Origin of the sequence: Bifidobacterium pullorum DSM 20433 (assembly GCF_000771405.1) — a bacterium.
Classification (GTDB): domain Bacteria; phylum Actinomycetota; class Actinomycetes; order Actinomycetales; family Bifidobacteriaceae; genus Bifidobacterium; species Bifidobacterium pullorum.
Window position 1 is genome coordinate 77,255 of the sequence record NZ_JDUI01000008.1, and the last position, 21,174, is coordinate 98,428.

Sequence of the window (21,174 nt, forward strand, 5' to 3'; positions counted from 1 at the left end):
TGCCATTATACTACGGACTATGACATCGACATCCCCGGAACAGGCACCGCCCGCCGTCGGACAAACCGAGCCATCGCGCGCCAAACGACTACGGAAAACCCCCGAAGAACGTCGCGGCGAAATCATCGAGGCAGCCGTCCGACTCATCGGAGAACGCGGATACAACGGCGTCTCCGTGCAGGACGTGGCCGACGCCGTCGGCATCTCCAAACAGGGCGTACTGCGCCACGTGGGCAGCAAGGATGGCATGATGTCGATGCTGTACCGCGAGGTCTACAATGCCTCAGCCACCCCCGACGACTTCCTGCGTTCCGGACTGCCCGGCTCCACTCCCGACGACCTGCGGTACCCCGCGTATCTGAGGTTTCTGGTCCGACACAATGCCACACGCCGCATGATGGTTCAGTTGTTCACCATGCTGGAGGCGGAATCCTTCAACCCCGGCCACCCGCTCTACGACGAGTTCCGCAACCGACGGGACGGTATCTGGCTCACCCATTCGCAATACCCGTGGCGCATCCCGCCCCAGATCGGCGGATGGAAACACATGCGCCCGACCGTACGCAAGGCGATGGAAGTGATGGACGGCATCCAGATTCGATGGCTGCGCGATCCGCCGATCGACCTGGTCGAGGAATGGGCGGAGTTCGAGCCACTGCTCTTCCCCTCCCCGATCTGGGATGACTACCGCTGAACCACGTTCAGCCAGCCGTTGCGCCACGTATCGGACAAGGACCATGGTTCACGGCCGGGGCGCGGGCCGGAACCGTCGCGCAGCCGGCGCAATTGGTAGCTCCAGAAGATGCGCCCGGCGCTGACGCCCCACGCCCGCCGCTGCATCGCGGCGACTTCGCGATAGATCCGACCCTCGGTCGATTGCCGTTCCGACGGTTCGGCGCGGCCCGCCGCACGCCCCGCCATCGCGTTCGCCAGGCTCCACTCCCCCACAACCACCGGCGTATGCCGCGCCGCACGGCGGATCCGCCGCTCGTTCCATCGGACATACGCGCGGTACGCCCACATCGTATGCACCGGACAGAACGCGTCGAGTCCGACCAAATAGATATGCGTGTCCAGCATCACGTTGCGCATCCCCTCGCGCTCGAACCAGTCGCCCCACACACCCAGCCGGAAGCCATCGTGGAACATGATGACGGTTTCCGGCCGCAGCACGCCGCGCAGTCGACGGTACGACTCCCGGTAGAACGCCTTGAGGAAGCGCATCGGCACATGCCCGCTGCCGTGTGCCTCCGCCGCGTCACGGGCGGCGCCGATCGAGGACGCGGTGCGGTAGACCAGCCAGCTGACCGGCTCATTGAGCACCTCGATGCCGAACAACGCCGGATTGTCGCGATACCGCGCAGCCAGACGGGTCAGCACATCCAGCGCGAATCCGACGGCCTTCGGGCTGCGATGCCACCGGCATACGCCGGTCAGGCCGCCGTTGTCGTACCCGTTCTGCGAACCGGGCACGGTGTGCAGGTCGACGAGGACCTTCAACCCGGTGGCGTTGGCCCAGTCGAACGCGCGGTCGAGGAACTCGACGCAGCCGGGGTGCCCCGGCACGTCGCCGAAGATGAAGTACGGCACCGGGATGCGCACCAGGTTGCAGCCGTGCGCGGCGATGGCGCGAAAGTCATCGAGCGTGACGTAGGTTTCGCGGTGACGGCGCAGGAGACGGTCGAGTTCGTCCGGCGGCATGGTCCGGTGCATCCAGATCTCGTCGGCCTCGCCGCTGACGCGGAACAGCCCGGGCGTCATCCAGCGTTCCAGCACCAGCCAGTTGCCCAGATTCACCCCGCGGATCGATTCGTCGAAGCCCAGCGACACCCCATCACCTCCATCCCGTGCGACATTCCCTCCCATCATCGCACACCGGCGCCGCTTCGGAGCGGCCTCGATCTCACCAACCCCCTTACCCGGTACATATACGGACTCTGACACATTCGGCCCTTTCTCTCTCCCGGACAACCGCGGAATTCCGGGGTTTTCGGGAATGGTTCACAGTCACGATGTGTCAGAGTCCGGGAACACCCCCTGTGACCGTGATCTATCGCAATCGTAATCCATCTTTCAAAACCGCGGAATTCCAGGGGTTTCGGGAATGGATCACGGTCACGATAGATCAGAGTCCGCAGTGTACGACCAGGGGGTACGGACTCTGATCTATTTCCACCGTTAACTTATTCTGAGAACCTTGGAATTCCGGGGTTTTCGGCAATAGATCACGGTCACGATAGATCAGAGTCCGGGAACTGGCCGAATTAACCGACGACGACGGCCAGGTTCCACGGGCCGACGGTCAGGTCGGCGCCGGCCTCGACCTTGTCGCCGGCCTTCGGGGCACCGGCGAAGGTGACGGTCGGATCGACGGTGCCGTCGGTGGCGATCGTGACCGGGGCCACGACGACCTCGCCGGAGACCGGGCTGGCGAACGTGGCCGGTTCGGCCGAGTAGTTGAGCAGGTAGGTCACGGTCTCGCCGGCCTCGTTGAAGCCCTGGCGCACCGTGATGATGCCGGCGAGCGGCATGCCCGCGTACTCGATGCCGGCGGCGGCCACGGCCTCGCGCATGACGGCGCGGATCGCATCGAGGGCCAGCAGCGTGCCGATCCATTCCGCGGTGCCTTTGCCAAAGGCGTGACGGGTGATGGCCGCGTAATCCTTCCATGCGTAGTGGCCGTAGGAGGCGAGCACCTCGGTGCCCTCGTCGGCCTTGAGCAGCTCGATCAGCGAGAGCGCCTCGGTGTCGGGCGTGCCCTCCAGCGCGCCGGAGAAGACGACCGGCACGTTCTTCGGACGGGTGAACTGGTTGTAGCTCATGCCGAACACGTCGGTCAGGTTGTGCGGGGCGCGGTCGTGCCAGACGGTCACCTCGTCGTCGGTGACGAACGAGCGCATCGTGGCCACCAGATGGCCGCCGTTGGCGACGAACTCGCGCAGGTTGTCGGTGGTCTCCTGCGGGGTGGCGTACAGCGCCGGGGCCACGATCATCTCGTACTTGGCCAGGCGCTCGGCGGGGGCGTCGACCGGCACGAAATCGCATTCGACGTTGAGCTCGAACAACGCGTCGTACACATTGCGGACCACGTCGTTGTACTTCAGGCTCCCGCCGAACGGGAAGCCCGCCTCGATGAGGAACCAGTCGAGCGCGGACAGCGACTCGTTGGAGACCATGATGGCCACCTTGTTGCGCTTCTTCAGGTGGACCAGACGCTCCCCCACCTTCGGGTCGGCGATCTCGTTGCCGAACACGCCGGCCTCGCGGTAGGTCGGGTTCGGTTCGAGGTCGTGACTCAACAGCCCCTTCCAGTAGGTTTCGAAGGAGTTGTGGATCGAGTGCCAGTGCCAGTATTCGATGCAGTCGGCGCCGGAGGCCAAGTGGCTGTATGCCTGCAGGCGCAGCTGGCCGGGGAACGGCAGCCAGCCGTGCTGGCCCTGCGCCTCGGTCTCGAGCACCAGGTAGTTCGCGCCGTCCTTGGTGGAGCGGGTCATGTCGCCGCCGAAGGCGATCTCCTTGCCGGTCAGGTCGTCCTCGGTCGGGTGGTAGATGTCCACGCCGGTGATGTCCACGCCCTGCGCCGCCTTGAAATGGTCGACGGCCGGCTGCACGCCGAAGGAGTAGCCGCGCCACTCGAAGTCGAAGTTGTGGGTGATGAACTGGTCGGGCTTGGCGTACTCGCGCACGATGTCGGCCTGCCACTTGAGGAATTCGGCCACCTGCGCGCGGCGGAAGCGGTCGAACTCGCCGAGCAGCGACTGGTTGATCGTGCCGGTCACGTCCGGGAAGTCCTCCCAGGCGTTGACGCGGTTGGACCAGTAGTCCAGGCCGAAGCGGGCGTTGAGCTCGTCTAGGTCGTCGTTGAACCTCTCGCGCAGGTACTTGACGAACAGGGCCTGCATGTCCGGGGAGACCGAGTCGTAGTACTTGGTCTCGTTGTCGACCTGATAGCCGATGACGGCCGGATGGTCGGCCACGTGCGCGATGAGTCTGCGGATGATGCGCTCCGCGTAGAACCGGTACGTCGGGTTGACGATGTCCATGATCTGGCGGGCGCCGTACTTGCCCGGGCCGGCCGGGGTGACGGCCAGGACCTCGGGATGCATCTTCACCATCCAGGTGGGCACCGCGTAGGTCGGCGTGCCGACGATCACGTCGATGCCGGCGCGCTGGGCCGCATCGAGGGCGCGGTCGATATGCGTGAAGTCGAAGACGCCCGGCTGGGGTTCCTCGGTGCTCCAGGTGGATTCAGCGATGCGGATCAGGTTGATGCCGGCCTCCTTCATCATCCGCATGTCCTCATCCACGCGGTCGAGGTCCTTGGGCATGTATTCGTCATAGTACGCCGCCCCGAACAGGATGCGGTCGGTATGGGTTCGCGCCATGATGTTCTCCTTTGAAATATGATGCCGTGTCCGTTGACGATAATATCCGAGATATCCGATCCCGCCGCGGCCCGCCATACATGGGGGCCGCGGATGTCGGGAGCCTCCCAGCGAGGGGAGGCTTGGTTTACTTGACGTTCTTGATGAGCATGATGAACACGCAGCCGACCAAGGCGAAGCAGATCGCGATCGGGAACGCGAACACATAACCCAAGGCCAGCACCACCGAGCTCATGATCACCGGGCCCAGCATCTGACCCAGCGTGGTCGCCAGGTTCAGGATGCCCAGATCCTTGCCGGCCTCCTCCTTGTTCGGCAGCACATCCACCAGCAACGCCTGATCCACCGACGTGTACACGCCGTAGCCCAGACCCGCAATCGCCGCATATAGGTACATGCCCATCGCCGTCGGCATGATCCACGGCATCGCAATGCCGATCGCGAAGCACACCGACGCCACCACAACCGGCACCTTACGACGACCGATCAGATCCGAGAACGGACCGGCGGCCACGGAGCCGACCAGGCCCACCACCATCGTGATCGTCGACATCACCGAAATCGTGACCGCGGAATCCTCGGTGGACTGGCCCACGTAGTTCTGGACGATGTACAGCTGGTAGGCGGTGATCATCTGATAGCTCAGCAGCATGCACACACGGCCCGCGAACGCCTTGTAGAAGTCATGCGCCGTCGAGAAGCGCGGCGGACGGAAGCTCATGACGATGTCCTTGACACCGCTGTCGGCCTTGGGCAGGTAGTCGGCCGGCTCCTCCTTCGGGAAGATCAGCACGGCCACCACGCCGCCGAGGAACATGAACACGCCGGCCACGGCGAAGCCCGGCACCATGTTCGTGATGAACACCGCACCCAGCATCACGCCGATCGGGGCACCGACCGTCGAACCGGCGCCATAGAACGCCGGCATCGTGCCGCGGATGCCCGAAGGCACGCGGTCGGACAGGATCGCCACGCACGGGGCGATCATCGCGTTCAGGCCGAACATGCACAGGCAGTACAGCACCGTCAGCAGGATCGGGTTCGTCGTCATACCGGTCAGGAACAGCGTGACGCCGCCCAAAACCGCGCCGAACACGATCCACGGGGTACGACGGCCGAACCGCGAGCGCGAACGATCCGAGAAATTACCGAACATCAGGTTCGACACCAACGACGCCACCGCGGTCCACGCGTTCACGATGCCCAGCAGCGCCTCCGGCTCGATCCCCTCGATCGACTTGTAATGCTCCGGCAGCAACACCGAGTTCACGACCTGCAAACCGATGCACCACAGGAAACCGAATATGAAGAAACCGATACCGAACCGCGTCAGAACCGACTTCGGCACCGGACGACCCGTCTCCGGGGAAAGCGACGGATCCTTCGAGGCGGCATCGACCGCGGCCTCATGCGCCGCCAGCCGCTCCTCCTTGCTCATAGCAACAGCCTCACTCATCATTGACCTTCCTCTGTCTACATTGACTTGTTGCACCTTCCGGTCGGCGGACAGCCTCGTCGAACATATCTACCAACCATTCGGTAGATACGAGTATATGCGCATGACACAAGGGTTGTCAAGCGACTATCAAATATGTGTTAGACGGCGTTAAATGTTGATATTTCAACGGTTTATAACCATTGAAGCCATGTTTTTAGTTAAAATGTTTAGATATGTTAGATAAAGTTAGATAAGAAACGGTCTTCGCACTACCTCAAGTTTCAAATCGGGAGGGGCGGAATTCCGCCATCGCGAATCCCGAACCCCGAAGTAGTGCGAACCCCGCTCAGCGATACCGGTCCCAGACCGGCGAGGGGAAGATCATCCGCTCGAAGACCAGCCACTCGTCATACATGTCGATCGGCGGTTCGCGCAGCCATCGCAGCTGGATGCCGTCCATCGCCTCGATGCACTGGCGCACCACCGGGCCCATGGACTCCTCCCACGACCCGACCTCGGGCGGCAGCTTCCACGGGAACCGGCTGTAGTAGTCCCAGACCGACAGCGGTCGGTTGCGGAAATAGTCATACAGCGGATGCTCGGGGTTGAACGCCTCGGCCTCCAGCACCATATACAGCTGCACCATCATGCGGCGGGCGGCGTTGTGGCGCACCAGAAACCGCAGATACGCGGGGAACAGCGGGGCTTCGGGATCGCTGCCCGGCAACCCCGAAGCCAGGAAGTCGTCCGGCGTGCCGGAGGCATCGTACACATCAGTGATCAGCAGCTGCAGCAACCCGTCCTTGTTGCCGATATAGTGCAGCAGACCAGGCTGACTCATACCGACCTCATCGGCCACATCCTTCAACGAGATGCCGTTGAAACCCCGTTCGCTGATCAGCTTCGCCGCCGCGCGGGTAATCTCCCCCATCCGCTCCTCAGGCGTCTTGCGTACCCTCTTCTGCTTCACCATGCCGCCCAGTCTAGCGCACCGGGTCAATAAGACGTCCCTTTCGGACTCTGACACATCCCAACTGTCACAGTTTCTGCGACAACCGCGGAATTCCGCGGGTTTACCGGAATGGTTCACGGTCACGATGTGTCAGAGTCCGTAAAAGGGAGCCATGGAAGGACCCGCGAGGGATCAGTCGGCAGTGTCCATGTCGTCGGAGCGGGCGCCCTTGACCGGGGCGTCCAGACCGGCCGCGTGCGCCTTCTTGGCGGCGGAGATCATCAGCTTGATGCGGTTGAGCTGGTTCGCCTCGCTGGCACCCGGGTCATAGTCGATCGACACGATGTTGGCCTGCGGATACAGGCGGCGGATCTTGCCGAACATGCCACGGCCGGTCACATGGTTGGGCAGGCAGGCGAACGGCTGCGCGCAGATCACGTTTGGGCAGCCCTGCTCGATCAATTCCAGGATCTCGGCGGTCAGCAGCCAGCCCTCGCCGGCCTGCACGCCGACCGAGGTGACGGACGCGGCCTTCTTGACCAGCTCGGGCATCGGCTCATCCTGCTGGAACTTGCCATGCGCCAGATCAATGGCCGCACGCACCGGGTTCAGGTACCGGTCGAGCCCCCACCGCATGATGCCGTAGGTCACCGGATTGCCGCCCTTGCCCAGATAGTGCTCGTTCCATTCCGAGATGTACGGCTTGGTGGTCATGAACTCCATGATGCCCGGCACCACGGCCTCGCAGTCCTGCGATTCGATGACGTCGACCACATGGTTGTTCGCGTCCGGATGGTACTTGACGAGGATCTCGCCGACCACGCCGACGCGCACCTTGCGCGGCACGTCCTTGAGCGGCAGCGCGTCAAAGGATTTCACGATCTCCTTGACCAGCGCCGGATACGGCAGGAAGCCCTTGCCCAGCACCTTGGCCGCGGTCTTGGACCGACCGTGGTGCTCGATCGTCTCGCGCACGATCGTGTCCCACTGCCGGTACAACGCGTTCGCGCTGCCCGGTTCCACCTCATACGGGCGCACGCGGTACAGGCACTTCATCAGCAGGTCGCCGATGATCAGCGCCTTGAGCGCACGGTGGATGAGCTGCGGGGTCGGCTGGAAACCGGGGTTGTCCTCCAGTCCCTGCGTGGAGATGGCGATGACCGGGATCTGCGGGTAGCCGGCGTCGACCAGCGCCTTGCGGATCAGACCGAAATAGTTGGTCGCACGGCACATGCCGCCGGTCTGGGTGATGGCGAGCGCCACCTTGTCCGGATCGTACTTGCCTTCCAGGATGGCGTCGATGAGCTGTCCGATGACCATGATGGCCGGATAGCAGGCGTCGTTGTTCACGTATTTGAGGCCGACCTCCACGTCCTCGCGGCTGGCGTGCTCGAGGATGTCGAACTTGTAGCCGGCGGAGCGGATCACCGATTCGACCAGGGAGAAGTGGATCGGGCTCATCTGCGGGGCCACGATTGTGTAATCCTTCTTCATGGACTTGCCGAACGGGATCTTGTTGGCGTACCGGGTCAGCGTGGCCGAATTGTGCGCACCCTTCTTGCCTTGCCCGGCGGCGGCCTGCCGCGCGGCGTCCTTGACCGCCTGGGTGAGCTTGGGGTTGTCGCGCATCACGGCATCGAGCATGACCTGCCGGCCCGGGGTCGGCGCCTCGGATCCGGTCTTGCGGAATTCGCCGGCCTTCGGCTGCTGCGCCGCGGCCAGCGCCGCTTCGGCGGCGGCCAGCTGCGCCTTGGCGGATTCGACCGCGTCCTGCGCTGCCTTCAGCTCGTCGTCGGATGCCGCGGACCGCTCACTCTTCACGCCCTCATCCTCGGCGGCCGCGGCACGGGCGGCGTTGGATTCGCGCTCCTCGACCGCGGCCTTGAGCGAGCGCAGGCGGATCTTGGCCGCGCCCAGGTTCGAGACCTCGTCGATTTTGAGCATGGTGTACACGTCGGCCTTGTCGGCCAGGATCTCGGCCACCTGATCGGTGGTGATCGCGTCCAGGCCGCAGCCGAAGGAGTTGAGCTGCACGAGCTCCAGCCCCGGATAGGAGGCCACGAAGTTCGCCGCCGCGTACAGGCGCGAATGGTAGGCCCACTGGTTGGTCACGCGCAGCGGCATCTTGGTGACCTTGCGGTCTTCCACATGGCGGAAGCCGTTGGCGTTGCGCTTGCGCGGATCCTCCTCGCCTTCGGACAGGTAGTCGCTCAGGTGCAGTTTCTCGCCCGGTTGCAGTTCGCAGATCGAGTCCTCGGAGAGCACCACCATGCCCAGCGAGCAGATCGTCTCGGGGATGCCGTGGTTGATCTCGGGATCAATGTGGTACGGGCGTCCGGCGAGCACGATGCCGCGGCAGTCGTGCTCCTTCATGTACGCCAGGGCGCGCAGGCCCTCCTGCTGCACGTCGTACTTGAAGACCTTGTCCTCCGCGTAGGCGGCCTTGACGGCCTCCTCGGCCTCCTCGCGGGTCACGTTCGCCCAGGCGAACTCCTCGACGATACGCTCGACCATCAGCTCATGGTTGGCCAGGTTGACGTACGGGCGCATGTAGCGGACGCCTTCGGCGCGCAGTTCGGGCATGTTCGCCCCGATGACCACCGGATAGTTGGCCACCACCGGGCAGTTGTAGTGGTTGTCGGTATTCTCGACCAGGTTCTCCTCGAAGCTGACGCACGGGTAGAAGATGGTCTTGACGCCCTTGTCCAGCAGCCACTTGATGTGGCCGTGCACGAGCTTGGCCGGATAGCAGATGTTCTCGGAGGCGATCGATTCGATGCCGGTTTCGAACAGCTCGTGGCTGGAGCGTCCGGAGATCACGACCTTGAAGCCGAGCGAGGTCAGCAACGTGAACCAGAACGGATAGTTCTCGTACATGTTGAGCACGCGCGGGATGCCGATCTCGCCGCGGGTGGCCTTCTTGTCGGTGAGCCTGCGGTAGGCGAAGCACCGCTTGTACTTGTAGTCGTACAGGTTCGGCCGGTCGGAACGCTGCTTCTTGGCGTCGCCGCCGCGCTCGCACCGGTTGCCGGTCACGTAGCGCGAGCCGTCGGCGAACGTGGTGATCGTCAGCTTGCAGTGGTTCTGGCACAGCTTGCACACGTCGCGCGTGCTGGTCATCGTCAGGTTGTCGAGCTCCTCGCCCTTCAAGATCGTGGACTGCGCGCCGTCCTCGTAGTGCATGCGGGCGGTCAGGGCCGCGCCGTACGCGCCCATCAGGCCCGCGATGTTCGGACGGGTCACCTCGCGTTCGGTGAGCAGCTCGAACGCGCGCAGCACGGCGTCGTTGAGGAACGTGCCGCCCTGCACGACCACCGTGTCGCCGAGCTCCCCCGAATCGCGCAGCTTGATGACCTTGTACAACGCGTTGCGCACGACCGAGTAGCACAGGCCTGCGGCGATGTCCTCGATCGAGGCGCCCTCCTTCTGCGCCTGCTTGACCGAGGAGTTCATGAACACGGTGCATCGCGAGCCGAGGTCGACCGGATGCGTGGAGTTGAGCGCGGCCTGCGTGAACTGTTCGATGGTCAGGCCCATCGACTGCGCGAAGGTCTGCAGGAACGAGCCGCAGCCGGAGGAGCAGGCCTCGTTGACGGCGATCGAGTCGATGACGCCGTCGGTGATGGCCAGATATTTCATGTCCTGACCGCCGATGTCGATGACGGCGGTGACGCCCGGGCTGACCATTTCGGCGCCGCGGTAGTGCGCCATCGTCTCGACCACGCCCTCGTCCAGATGCAGACCGGTGGTGATCAGACCCTCGCCGTAACCGGTGGCGCAGGACCGCGCGATCCACGCGCCTTCGGGCAGCTGCGCCTGGATGCGCTTGACGATGTCGATGGCGGCGGTCAGCGGGCTGCCGTCGTTCGTGGCGTAGCTGGACCAGACGATTTCACGGTCGTCGTTGACGAGCGTGGCCTTGATGGTGGTCGAGCCGGCGTCGATGCCGAGGAAGTGCGGGCCGGAGGCCCCTTCGAGCGTGCCGATGTGCACATGCTCGCGATGATGGCGTTCATTGAAGGCCTCGCGGTCGGCTTCGGTCGGGAACAGCGGGGGCATCGTCGGGGTGTTGACCGGCAGATGCTCTAATTCGTCCAGCCTGGACAGGATGTCGGTGCAGGTGCGGGCCTCGTAGTGCTCGTCGGTGTCGAGCTTCTCCGGCTGCCCGGCCAGCAGCGCGGCGCCGAACGCCACATACAGGTGGGCGTCGGTCGGCACGATGAATTCGTCGACCTTGCCTTCGAGCGCGCGGTGGAAGGCCTCGCGCAGCTCGGACATGAAGAACAGCGGGCCGCCCAGGAAGATGACGGTGCCATGGATCGGACGGCCGGAGGCCAGACCGGCGATGGTCTGGGTGGCGACGGCGGTGAAGATCGAGGCCGCCAGGTCCGGCTTGGCTGCACCGTCGTTGATCAGCGGCTGCAGGTCGGTTTTGGCGAACACGCCGCACCGCGAGGCGATCGGATACAGCGTGGTGTAGTGCTTGGCCATCTCGTTGAGGCCTTCGGCGTCGGTGTCGAGCAGCGTGGACATCTGGTCGATGAACGCGCCGGTGCCGCCCGCGCAGGAGCCGTTCATACGCTGTTCCGGAGTCGGCTTCAGATAGGTGATCTTGGCGTCCTCGCCGCCGAGTTCGATGATGACGTCGGCCTGCGGGTATTCGGCGTCGATCGCCTCGGTCTCGGCGATGACCTCCTGGATGAACGGCACATGCAGGTTGTCGGCGAGCGCCAGGCCGCCGGAACCGGTGATGGCGAGACGGATCGGTTCATCGCCGCGTCCCTCCTCCACAAGCCTGGTGTGGATGTCCTTCAGCAGGCCCGCCACGGTGGCGCGCACGTTGGCGTGGTGGCGGCGGTAGTCGGAGAACAGCGTGGCGTCAAGCGCATCGGCCTGGTCGAGCACCACGGCCTTCACCGTGGTCGAACCGATGTCGAGACCCACGCGCAACGGCTTCATATCACGGTTCTCGACCACGGTATTCGCTGTATCCACCATGTATACCTCTTCGACTCGGTGCCGGGGCGGTGCCGGTCAGGACATCGCATGCGCCCGGTTGCTCATACTGTAATATAGTCGGGGACCAGTCCAAATGGGGCCCGGACCGCCCATATTGTCGTTCGGCGAGCGTATTCGGTCACATCGCCCCGGAATGCCCCACTCATTGCCCCCACGGCCATATACTTAAGGCCATGGGTACTTTTCTTCTTCGCGATGTGATCAACGCCGATTCCTCCGCCTCCATCAGTGACTACGGCGCCCACGTACTGACATGGGCGCCCGTGGGCCAATCCCCCGTCATATGGCGTCCCGCCGCCATCCAGCTGCGTGAGGGCACCGCCATCCGCGGTGGTGTGCCGATCATCTTCCCCTGGTTCAACACCGGTTGGGATGATGGACGCCCCGTGTCCAAGAAGCCGAAGCACGGGTTCGGCCGCGTCTCGTTCTGGACGTATGACGAGACCGCCGCGACCGACAGCCATATCCGTTATACGCTGGATTCCGCCGATTTCGACGATGCCCTGCTGGCGCAGCTGCATTCGGGCGACCATCCCCGATTCCACGCAACCTACGACATCGAGGTCGGCGAGCGTATCGCCATGGCGCTGACGGTGTCCAACGACGGTGACGAACCGCTCACCTATGAGGCCGCGCTGCACACGTATCTGCATGTGGGCGACGTGGAGCGCATCGCCGTGACCGGACTGGAGGCCTGCGACTATCTGGACAACACCCGGGCCGACGTCCCCCGCTGCCCGGCGACCGGCGAACCGATCACGTTCTCCGGCATGGTCGATCGGACGTATCTGCGCGACGCCGCATCCGACGCTCCCATCACCATCGACGATCCGACGCTGGGACGCATGATCGAGGTCGTCAACGGCGGCGCCCCGCAGACGGTGGTTTGGAATCCGGGGCAGGCGGCCGGCGATGCGATGGGCGACCTGTCCACCGGGGAATGGCGCGGATTCGTCTGCGTGGAGGCGGTGGCGCGCCTCGACCGGAGCATCGTGCTCGCGCCGGGGGAAACGCACACGCTCTCGCAGACGCTCGCCGTCCGCTGAGCGCGGGCATCCCGCGTACAGGGACGATCGCCCTGATTCATGGCGCAGTCGTCCGCCCTCAGTCGATGACGGGGGCGGATGACACGATCATCGCGCGTTCGCCCAATTCGGAGAACCCGTGCATGAACGTGTCGCGGGGCACCCGCTGCGCCTTGTCCTCCAACGGGTCGTTGATGAGGAAAGAGTCCTCGTCATACCCGACGATGAGCACGCAATGCAGGTTGTGGTAGGGGTGGAACGTCTCGGAGTCCAGGACCGTCGACCACTCGTCGTCATCGTATGCCACGTCCTCATATGATTTGGTGACCCAGACCACCACCGGCACGCGCCGCGCCACCAGTTCGACCAGCCCCTCCTCGTCGATGCCGCTGACGTCCGCCGCCCGCAACGTGGACTCCTGGTCCTTCAGGTAGGATTCGGCCGTGTCGATCAGGCCCGGCACCAGGATGTAGTATCCGCTGCGGTCGCCGGGATTGCCGATGTACGTGGTCTCGGGGTCGGGGGCCACCGCTTGGCCGTCGCGCCATATCACGTCACCTCGCGGCATGTGGTCGTAGGCGATGTCCATCTTGTCGGCGTCGAATCCCAGATACTGCAGCAGCATTGTGAGCGAGGTCGCCTCGCAGCCGTTCGGCAGTTCGGGATTCTGCGCGATCAGGGGGACGTCCAGCTCCATCCGTTCCGGCATCTTCGTCTTGAACTGCGGCCGATGCCAGGACCAGCGGCTGCTGGCGCGGTACCCGTCGCCCAATTCGATGACGCCGACGGAATCATCCACGGCATCCTCCCTCTCGCCCATCCGAATCGGGGCGACGGCGAATGCGAGCAGCAGCAGGCCGGTCAGGCATGCCGCGACCGCGCGCATCACCGCCCTACGCCTCATGCCGATCTCCGTTCACTGGCCGTCATTCGTTCCGGCACTATAGTACCGGCAATGGTTCCGGGGCCTGGAATGTCCGGCGAGGCAACGGTCACGAGGCTTGCTGGCCTTCGCCGGCCTCGCGGTCCTTGAGGTAGATCTCGGGGATGTCGCGCTCCTGGTCGTGCAGCTTGGCCCAGATGACGGGTTCGCCGGAGGCCAGGGACTTGGGCACGTCCAGGATGCGCTGGTTGGAGCTGCCGCGGAACTGCAGCAGCGAATCCTTCAGCGTGGTGATGAAGCGGCCGTCCACGAGCACGTCGATCAGCTCCAGCAGCTCGCGTTTGTCCGGCGTCTCGCCGAGGCGCATGAGCTCCTCCCAGGTGTAGCCGGTCCACGACCAGATGTCCTTGCCATGGCCGAACTCCTCGCGGATGCGGCGCGACAGCGGGATGAGCACCGGGGTGGCCAGCAGGGGCTCACCGCCCAGGAACGTGATGCCCTGCACGTAGTCGGGCTTGAGGTCCTCGATGATTTTGTCCTCCAACGCCTGCGTGTATTCGTGGCCGGCCTGGAAGTCCCAGATCGAGGCGTTGAAGCAGTCGACGCAGTGGAACGGGCAGCCGGAGACGTACAGGGAGTTGCGCACGCCTTCGCCGTCGGTGACGATGAAGGTCTTGTAGTCCGCGATCATGCGCCTGGACATGCGCCGGCCGTCCCACTGGCCCGCCTTCGGATCGTTGGACAGACCGCCGGACGGCACGGAGGGGCCGCGTCCGCTCTCCCCCGCCGCGAAATCGTGACGGGTGGGCTCGCCCACCCTGCGGAATTCGGACATCATGCCTCCTTATACGACGACCTCCCTCTGGCGAGGGAGGCGACGTCTGGCGATGGTGAGTCCCCTCGGAGGGGGGGTGGTCGGACTACTTGGTCTCCTCGAACCACTCGCGGGTCTCGCCGTCGGCGAGTGTGACGCGACCGGTTTCGCCGCTCATGTGCTTGACGCGGTGCGAGATCTCCTCATGACGGCCATGCACCATCGGGCGCTGCACCGGATTGCCCAGGTAACCGCAGGTGCGCTTGGTCACGTTGCACTTGTCCGGGTCGGAATTGCCGCACTCCGGGCACTTGAAGCCCGCGTCGGTGGGCTCGAAGTCGCCCTGGAACCCGCACACGAAGCAGTGGTCGATCGGGGTGTTGGTGCCCAGATAGCCGATGCCGATGTTGTAGGCGTAATCCCACACGGCCTCGAGCGCCTTCGGATTGTCCTGCAGGCACGGGTACTCGCAGTAGTTGATGAAGCCGCCGGAGGCGTAGTACGGGAAGTCCTTCTCGAAGGTGAGCTTCTCCATCGGGGTGGGCTGCAGCCACACCGGGTAGTGGAAGGAGTTGGTGTAGAAGTCGTGGTCGGTCACGCCTTCGATCACGCCGTACTTCTCCTTGTCCATGCGGTTGAAGCGGTCGGTCAGCGATTCAGCCGGCGTGGAATACACCGAGTAGTGGTAGCCCTCAACGGCGCTCCACTGCTTGCACAGCTCGTTCATGCGCTTGACGATGGACAGCGCGAACTCCTTGCCTTCCGGATCCCAGCCGTGGTCGCGGATCCAGTTCTTACCGTAGAACACGGCCGTGGTCTCGGCCAGGCCGATGTAGCCCAGCGACACGGTGGCGCGCTCGTTCTTGAACAGCGTGTCCACGTTGTCGTTCGCACCGAGACGGCCGAAGGCGCCGTAGCGGAACAGGGTGGGCGCGTTGACCGGCGTGGCCTGCTTGCAGCGCATGATGCGGAACTGCAGGGCCTGATGCGCGATCTCCATGCGCTCATTGAACAGCTTCCAGAAACGGTCCTTGTCGCCGTGGGATTCGATGGCGATGCGCGGCACGTTGACCGTGACCACACCCAGGTTCATGCGGCCGTCCTCCACATCCTCGCCGGTCTCGGGATCGGCCCAGGCCTGCAGGAAGGAACGGCAGCCCATCGGCGCCTTGAAGCTGCCGGTGATCTTGACGATGTTCTCGTAGAACACCACATCCGGGTACATGCGCTTGGTGGCGGATTCGAGCGCCAGCTGCTTCAGGTCGTAGTTTGGGTCCCCCGGGTCGGCGTTCACACCGTGCTTGATCGTGAACACGAGCTTCGGGAAGATGGCCGTATGGTGCTCCTTGCCCAGGCCGCGGATGCGGTTGAGCAGGATGGCGCGCTGGATCTCGCGGGAGAACCAGTCGGTGCCCAGACCGAAGCCGATGGTCACGAACGGGGTCTGGCCGTTGGAGACGCGGTTGGAGTTGATCTGGTACTCCATGGTCTGCATGGCGTCGTAGATGGCCTTGCGGGTGCGGATCTTGGCCAGGATCTCACGCTCCTGCTCCAGTTCGTCGACGTCGTCATGGAACGGGGTATCCATTGGCAGCGGTTCACGGCTGCCGAAATGCAGCTTCTTCGGCTCGTTGGCCTTGGCGCGCTCCACCTGGGCGCGGGCGAATTCCACCGGCATGCCGTCGGGGATGGTCTCGCGGGCCTCGTCCAGGAACTTCTCGTAGTCCTTCTTGGCGTAGGTGGCCAGATGCTCGTCGGCGCGGTTGGCGGTCTGGCCGCCGTACTGGCTGGAGGCCACGTCCTTCATGATCTGGGTAATCTGGGTGGCGGCGATGGCGATGGACTTGGGGCTGGCCATCGGGGCGTTGCCCAGCGTGAAGCCGTTGGCGAGCATATCCCAGAAGTTCGGCAGCGAGCAGTTGGACTGCGCGGTGAACGGCGAATAGTCGGCGTCATGGAAGTGGATGTCGCCCTTCATGTGCGCGTTCGACACCGCCGGCGGCAGCATGGTGAACGCGGCGGCCTTGGACACGGCACCGGCCAGCAGGTCGCGCTGGGTGGCGTAGACGTTGGAGTCCTTGTTCGCGTTCTCATGGATCAGGCTCGGATCCTGGTTGATGAAGCGGGAGACGGCCTCGTTGACGTCGGTGGCCTTGGCGCGCTCGATGTCGCGGTCCAGACGGTAGCTGGTGTAGGCGCGGGCCACGTCATACAGGTGGTTCTCGATCAGCCCGTGCTCGACGAGGTTCTGGATGTCCTCGATCTTGGCGGGGCCTGCGTAGCGCAGCTTGATCTCCCCCTCGATCTGGTCGGCGATGCCACGGATCAGGTCCTCCTGCTGCGGGCCCACCTGCTTGCCGAGGTCGGAGAAGGCGGCCTTGATGGCGTTGATGATGTTGGCCGCGTCGAAATCCACGATACGGCCGTCACGCTTCTCCACCAGCACGGACGAGGTGGCGGTCTGCGTCGCCTCCAGCACCTGGCTCTCCATGGTCGCTCACTCCTTCATCGCCGGCTCTCCCGGCACCGCGGCGATGGATGCATCACGCCATCACATCGCCGCATGTTCATTGCTTCGTCTTAGGCCTCACCGAGTGTAATTCCCCTGCCGGATGACAGGGGAATTACACTCGTGTAACTTCTTGGCTTACTAGACTCTACGACAACCCCACCCCGATATCTAGTAGCGCCACGCCGCGCCGACACTAGATATAGTGATGAATGGCGGAATACCGCCAAAATCACAATTGTGTTATTTAGGTAACATTTCGGGGTACACCCCTGCTCCGCGCCGGAATCCCGCCCCTGAGCGGAGTGTCGGCGGCAGGACTCGCCGGAGGGCGGTCAGCGTGTCGCGGCTCCCGGGTCACGCACCGTCCCGCTTGTCCGTTCCGTGGGGGAATCTTGAGGGCATGACTGTTGACTACGGATACGGTCCAACGGCATCGGGGCCCATGGATATGGGGACGTCCACAGGCCCGCGCCCCTTGGACCAACTGCCGCGCCTGGCGCGGGACACGACCCCGGAGAATCCCTGGCCGGTCAGCGTGCTGAGCCAGAAATACCACAACGCCGTCGCCAAGTGGCCGGAGGCCTGGATCGAAGGGCAGATCGTCGAGATCAACATGCGCCGGTCCACATCCGGGTACATCACCCTGCGGGACAACTTCGAGGAGGTCTCGCTGTCGGTGATGGGCTTCAGCCGGTTCGTGGCCAAGGCCCGCGATTTCCGTCAGGGCGACCGCGTGGTGGTGCACGGCAAGGCCGACGTGTGGGTCAAGGCCACGCGACTGAGCTTCGTGGCCGACGACATCCGCCGCATCGGCGCCGGCGACCTCAAGGCCCAGATCGACGAGCTGCGCAAACGGCTCAAGGGCGAGGGACTGTTCGACGCCGAGAACAAGGTGCCGCTGCCGGAGTTCCCCGCATGCATCGGACTGGTGTGCGCCCCACAGGCGCGCGCCGAAGGCGACGTGATCACGAACGTCAACCTGCGCTGGCCCGCGGTGCGGTTCAAGGTGGTGCACGCGCATGTGCAGGGCGCTCAATGCCCGGCGGACGTCATCGCCGCGATCCGTCAGCTCGACGCCGACCCGGAGGTCGACGTGATCATCGTGGCCCGCGGCGGCGGCAGCTTCGAGGATCTCATCGGATTCTCCGACGAGGGCGTGGTCCGCGCGACGGCCGCCTGCATCACCCCGATCGTCTCCGCCGTGGGACATGAGGATGATTGGACGCTGATCGACCTGGCCGCCGACCTGCGCGCCTCCACCCCCACCGATGCGGCCAAGCGCGTCGTACCGGACGTGCGTGAGCAGTGGCAGCTCATCGCCGGTGCGATCGGTCAGATGCGGATGCGCATCGGATCGCGCGTGGACAACGAGATTCGCCTGATCGAAGGGTATGCGAACCGTCCGAGCCTGACCCGCCCCCAGACGATGCTGGAGCCGCACCAGCGGTTCGTCGACGACGCCGTGACGCGCATGAGGCATGGCCTGACCCGCATCGTCGACGACGCGACGATGACCATCGAGAAACAGCATGCGGCGTTGACGGCGCTGAGCCCGCAATCCACGCTGAACCGCGGCTACGCGATCGTCCAGACCGCCGACGGGCACGTACTCGACGACGCCGAGCACGCCGCCCCCGGCGATGCGCTGACCATCACGTTGAAGCGCGGCACCGTCACGGCCGAAGCCACAGGCACGCAGTTGTGATCCCGCCCGAACCGCGCCCATCCACATATCCACATCATTCGTACAGGAAAGGAACCACCGATGACCGACATGACCACCACCGACGCAACCGATACCAAGACCACCACCGCACCGGCCGTCGCATCCTCGCTGACCGACGCCGAGCGCGAAGCCATCGCGCAGATGCCGTATGAGGAGGCGCGCGACAAGCTCATCCAGGCCGTGCAGGCGCTGGAGGCCGGCGGCCTGAACCTAGACCAGTCGATGCGCCAGTGGGAGATCGGCGAAGCGCTCGCCCAGCGGGCCCAGACCCTGCTCAACGAAGTGCGCGCCAAGCTCGACGCCGCCCAGGCCGAGCAGGCCACCTCGGCGGAAACCGCTGGGACTCAGTCCAATCTGGACTGAGTCCCCTTCGCGGCCTTGGCGGCCACTCACTTCGCCTACGGGCAGTCCACCGGACTGCCCGCCACACGGCTCAGCCCAGTCCAATCTGGACTGAGTCCCCTTCGCGGCCTTAGCGGCCACTCACAATCGCTGCGGCCCGTTTCCACCAGCGGAAACGGGCCACCATGCTATTGCAAAGCCTTATCGATCAGACGCTCAATCGCCGCCTCACGTGTCAGGCCATGGGTTGTCGCGTATAAGTCGATCTTTTGCTCACGCGTCATAGCCATCGCCGACAGGCTCCGACTCAACGCCTGCCTGGTAAATTCACTCACCGTAATATGCCGTTCGGATGCGGCCTGCTCGACAAGAGCCCATAATGCTTCCGGTACGCGAACGGTGTGTGCCCTCATATCCCCTCGTCTGACAACGAACGGATCCGGTTCCCGAGACAATTCGGCGTCGGCGAATCCCCCCTCCGCCTGTCGCGCCCAAGCATCGACCATATCGTCGGTAATCGGCGTCCCATCCTTCGCCAAATACTCGCTCATGCCCCACTCCATTCCTTATAGAACCCAGGCGTCAGATAATTCGCGTGAATCACCAACGGCCAAGGATCCGCCGTCTCCACATACACCAATTCGATTGGGCGCATCGATGGATCGAAACCAATCACCGCCCATCGAGCTGGATCGCGGTCACTGTCTCGGTCCCGAATCCGTGCCGGTCCGATACGCGTGACGAATGCCGTTTCGATTTGCCGACGCGTGATCCCATGAGCCCGCAATGCATGCGGATGAATCTCAATCATTGGCGTATCATGTGTTGTATGACTATTGTAATACTTTTCCGATGAACACACGCTTCCCCCTTTCGTGTTCGTGCATTCACCATATACGGTCCGAACGAAGCCTGTCCACGCCACAACGGCACGGTGGTCGAACGGTTCCCGGTTATCCACATCGCGTCATTTTCATGCGACGATCACACGTCGCCTACGGACAGTCCGGGAGCGATCAGGAGACGGCCACGGTGGCCAGCAGGGCGGCGTGATCGGAGCCGGCGATCTCCACGACCTCACACTGGCCGGTGGTCATGCCCCGGTCGACCACGATATGGTCGATGCCGGCGAAGCGCGGCAGCCACTCACGGTCGGTCGGCCACGTGAACGCGAATCCATGGCCGGACTGCTGGACCGCGTCGCGGAACCGGTCACCCAGGAAATTGCGGAACGGGGTGTGGTCGGTCGTCGCGTTGAAATCGCCCATGAAGATGTACTTCGTACCGGTGTCGGCCCGCATCATCGCCAATTCGTCGAGCGAGCGCCGCCACAGGTCCCAATACCCGGGCACCGGCGCCGTCGTGTGCACGGACACGAACCGGACGGGCACATCGCCCAATGTCACGGTGCCGCCGGGCATGAACGAGGCGCTTGAATTCACATCGTCATCGGCGGGGTCGGCCAGCGGCGTCGCCGACCACAAACCGTTGCCGTACACCCCGTCGGACGAGGAGACCTGCGCGTACGGCAGATAGGCACCGATGTCCGCATCATTCAACGCGGACACGAACTCGTCGGTCGTCTCCTGCAAGGCCAGCACCTCGATCCGCTCCTCGCGCACCGCTTCCACGATCGCCTGCGGATCGGCCTGGCCCTTGTACACGTTGAACGTCATCACGCGGGCATACCGGTCGTCGGTGGCCGCCTGCCCCGCCGTCACCGCGGCGACGGTCTCGGACGGCAGCTGCGTCTGCGCGGCGAAGAACGGATACTGCCACCACACCTCCAACCCGATGCAGGCCACGGCCAGCAACGCGACGCCCCAACGGCGCGAAATCACCGCGAACAGCAGCGCAATCAACGCGGCGACGGCGAACCATGGGGTCGCGGACACCACGATCGGCACATACGGCAGCGACTGCAGGTCCGAGGGCAGCGACCGTGCGATCACGCCGAGCAACGCCACCAGGGCGAGCAGGCCGGACAGGATGCGCGACACGGTGTGCCGGCTGCGGCGCTTCGGCTTCGGGCGTCGTGCGGATGCGGTGGATGCCATGGTTCCTCCCCGTGAACGGTA

At 64.3% G+C, this 21,174-nt stretch carries 15 protein-coding genes; 4 read left to right on the forward strand and 11 right to left on the reverse strand.

Annotated elements, in window-relative coordinates:
* The first annotated feature begins 19 nt into the window (after nt 1-19).
* Nucleotides 20-694, forward strand: coding sequence for a TetR/AcrR family transcriptional regulator (locus OU11_RS04825; RefSeq protein ID WP_051917013.1), 675 nt, complete (start codon nt 20-22; stop codon nt 692-694).
* On the opposite strand, the gene OU11_RS04830 is transcribed toward OU11_RS04825, so the two are convergent.
* From OU11_RS04830 to OU11_RS04850, 5 genes are all read right to left on the reverse strand, one after another.
* Nucleotides 685-1,866, reverse strand: a complete 1,182-nt coding sequence (locus tag OU11_RS04830) for a glycoside hydrolase family 5 protein (RefSeq protein ID WP_152597084.1) — start codon at nt 1,864-1,866, stop codon at nt 685-687. The two genes, OU11_RS04825 and OU11_RS04830, sit on opposite strands and share 10 nt — an antisense overlap.
* 398 nt (nt 1,867-2,264) lie before the next feature.
* Nucleotides 2,265-4,385, reverse strand: coding sequence for a beta-galactosidase (locus tag OU11_RS04835; protein WP_033514831.1), 2,121 nt, complete (start codon nt 4,383-4,385; stop codon nt 2,265-2,267).
* 127 nt (nt 4,386-4,512) lie between these two features.
* Nucleotides 4,513-5,841, reverse strand: coding sequence for an MFS transporter (locus OU11_RS04840; protein WP_033514990.1), 1,329 nt, complete (start codon nt 5,839-5,841; stop codon nt 4,513-4,515).
* A gap of 328 nt (nt 5,842-6,169) precedes the next feature.
* The gene (locus OU11_RS04845; protein WP_033514833.1) at nt 6,170-6,796 is read right to left on the reverse strand and encodes a TetR/AcrR family transcriptional regulator; all 627 of its coding nucleotides are present in this window, start codon (nt 6,794-6,796) and stop codon (nt 6,170-6,172) included.
* A gap of 171 nt (nt 6,797-6,967) precedes the next feature.
* A complete protein-coding gene (locus tag OU11_RS04850) occupies nt 6,968-11,773 on the reverse strand; it encodes an acyl-CoA dehydratase activase-related protein (protein WP_052122653.1) in 4,806 nt (1,601 codons plus the stop codon).
* 194 nt (nt 11,774-11,967) lie between these two features.
* On the opposite strand from OU11_RS04850, the gene OU11_RS04855 reads away from it, so the two are divergent.
* On the forward strand, nt 11,968-12,840 hold the full coding sequence (locus tag OU11_RS04855; protein WP_033514835.1) for a D-hexose-6-phosphate mutarotase: 873 nt from the start codon (nt 11,968-11,970) through the stop codon (nt 12,838-12,840).
* 58 nt (nt 12,841-12,898) lie between these two features.
* Here the strand turns inward: OU11_RS04855 and OU11_RS04860 are convergent, their stop codons facing one another.
* From OU11_RS04860 to nrdD, 3 genes are all read right to left on the reverse strand, one after another.
* Nucleotides 12,899-13,723, reverse strand: coding sequence for a C39 family peptidase (locus OU11_RS04860; protein ID WP_081963453.1), 825 nt, complete (start codon nt 13,721-13,723; stop codon nt 12,899-12,901).
* Between the two features lie 88 nt (nt 13,724-13,811).
* Nucleotides 13,812-14,540 carry an anaerobic ribonucleoside-triphosphate reductase activating protein gene (nrdG, locus tag OU11_RS04865; RefSeq protein WP_081963454.1) on the reverse strand — a complete coding sequence of 243 codons (729 nt, stop codon included), beginning with the start codon at nt 14,538-14,540 and terminating at the stop codon, nt 13,812-13,814.
* Nucleotides 14,541-14,622: 82 nt separating this feature from the next.
* A complete protein-coding gene (nrdD, locus tag OU11_RS04870; RefSeq protein ID WP_033514839.1) occupies nt 14,623-17,007 on the reverse strand; it encodes an anaerobic ribonucleoside-triphosphate reductase in 2,385 nt (794 codons plus the stop codon).
* A 463-nt stretch (nt 17,008-17,470) separates the two neighbouring features.
* Between nrdD and xseA the strand changes: the two genes are divergently transcribed.
* Both xseA and OU11_RS04880 read left to right on the forward strand, forming a co-directional pair.
* Nucleotides 17,471-18,733: an exodeoxyribonuclease VII large subunit gene (gene xseA, locus OU11_RS04875; protein WP_052122655.1), complete on the forward strand. Its 1,263-nt coding sequence runs from the start codon at nt 17,471-17,473 to the stop codon at nt 18,731-18,733.
* A gap of 69 nt (nt 18,734-18,802) precedes the next feature.
* Nucleotides 18,803-19,117, forward strand: coding sequence for an exodeoxyribonuclease VII small subunit (locus OU11_RS04880; RefSeq protein WP_033514999.1), 315 nt, complete (start codon nt 18,803-18,805; stop codon nt 19,115-19,117).
* 167 nt (nt 19,118-19,284) lie between these two features.
* Here the strand turns inward: OU11_RS04880 and OU11_RS04885 are convergent, their stop codons facing one another.
* The 3 genes from OU11_RS04885 to OU11_RS04890 all read right to left on the reverse strand — a co-directional run bounded on the left by OU11_RS04885 (nt 19,285) and on the right by OU11_RS04890 (nt 21,153).
* The gene (locus tag OU11_RS04885) at nt 19,285-19,647 is read right to left on the reverse strand and encodes a hypothetical protein (RefSeq protein WP_033514841.1); all 363 of its coding nucleotides are present in this window, start codon (nt 19,645-19,647) and stop codon (nt 19,285-19,287) included.
* A complete protein-coding gene (locus OU11_RS09420; RefSeq protein WP_081963456.1) occupies nt 19,644-19,907 on the reverse strand; it encodes a hypothetical protein in 264 nt (87 codons plus the stop codon). Before OU11_RS09420 ends, OU11_RS04885 begins: the two co-directional genes overlap by 4 nt.
* A gap of 205 nt (nt 19,908-20,112) precedes the next feature.
* Nucleotides 20,113-21,153: an endonuclease/exonuclease/phosphatase family protein gene (locus OU11_RS04890; RefSeq protein ID WP_052122659.1), complete on the reverse strand. Its 1,041-nt coding sequence runs from the start codon at nt 21,151-21,153 to the stop codon at nt 20,113-20,115.
* Nucleotides 21,154-21,174: the final 21 nt, after the last annotated feature.

Coding starts and splice junctions, on each gene's coding strand:
- OU11_RS04825 (WP_051917013.1), top strand. CDS start 20: ATGACATCGACATCCCCGGAACAGGCACCGCCCGCCGTCGGACAAACC.
- OU11_RS04830 (WP_152597084.1), bottom strand. CDS start 1,866: ATGGGAGGGAATGTCGCACGGGATGGAGGTGATGGGGTGTCGCTGGGC.
- OU11_RS04835 (WP_033514831.1), bottom strand. CDS start 4,385: ATGGCGCGAACCCATACCGACCGCATCCTGTTCGGGGCGGCGTACTAT.
- OU11_RS04840 (WP_033514990.1), bottom strand. CDS start 5,841: ATGAGTGAGGCTGTTGCTATGAGCAAGGAGGAGCGGCTGGCGGCGCAT.
- OU11_RS04845 (WP_033514833.1), bottom strand. CDS start 6,796: ATGGTGAAGCAGAAGAGGGTACGCAAGACGCCTGAGGAGCGGATGGGG.
- OU11_RS04850 (WP_052122653.1), bottom strand. CDS start 11,773: ATGGTGGATACAGCGAATACCGTGGTCGAGAACCGTGATATGAAGCCG.
- OU11_RS04855 (WP_033514835.1), top strand. CDS start 11,968: ATGGGTACTTTTCTTCTTCGCGATGTGATCAACGCCGATTCCTCCGCC.
- OU11_RS04860 (WP_081963453.1), bottom strand. CDS start 13,723: ATGAGGCGTAGGGCGGTGATGCGCGCGGTCGCGGCATGCCTGACCGGC.
- nrdG (WP_081963454.1), bottom strand. CDS start 14,540: ATGATGTCCGAATTCCGCAGGGTGGGCGAGCCCACCCGTCACGATTTC.
- nrdD (WP_033514839.1), bottom strand. CDS start 17,007: ATGGAGAGCCAGGTGCTGGAGGCGACGCAGACCGCCACCTCGTCCGTG.
- xseA (WP_052122655.1), top strand. CDS start 17,471: ATGGATATGGGGACGTCCACAGGCCCGCGCCCCTTGGACCAACTGCCG.
- OU11_RS04880 (WP_033514999.1), top strand. CDS start 18,803: ATGACCACCACCGACGCAACCGATACCAAGACCACCACCGCACCGGCC.
- OU11_RS04885 (WP_033514841.1), bottom strand. CDS start 19,647: ATGAGCGAGTATTTGGCGAAGGATGGGACGCCGATTACCGACGATATG.
- OU11_RS09420 (WP_081963456.1), bottom strand. CDS start 19,907: ATGATTGAGATTCATCCGCATGCATTGCGGGCTCATGGGATCACGCGT.
- OU11_RS04890 (WP_052122659.1), bottom strand. CDS start 21,153: ATGGCATCCACCGCATCCGCACGACGCCCGAAGCCGAAGCGCCGCAGC.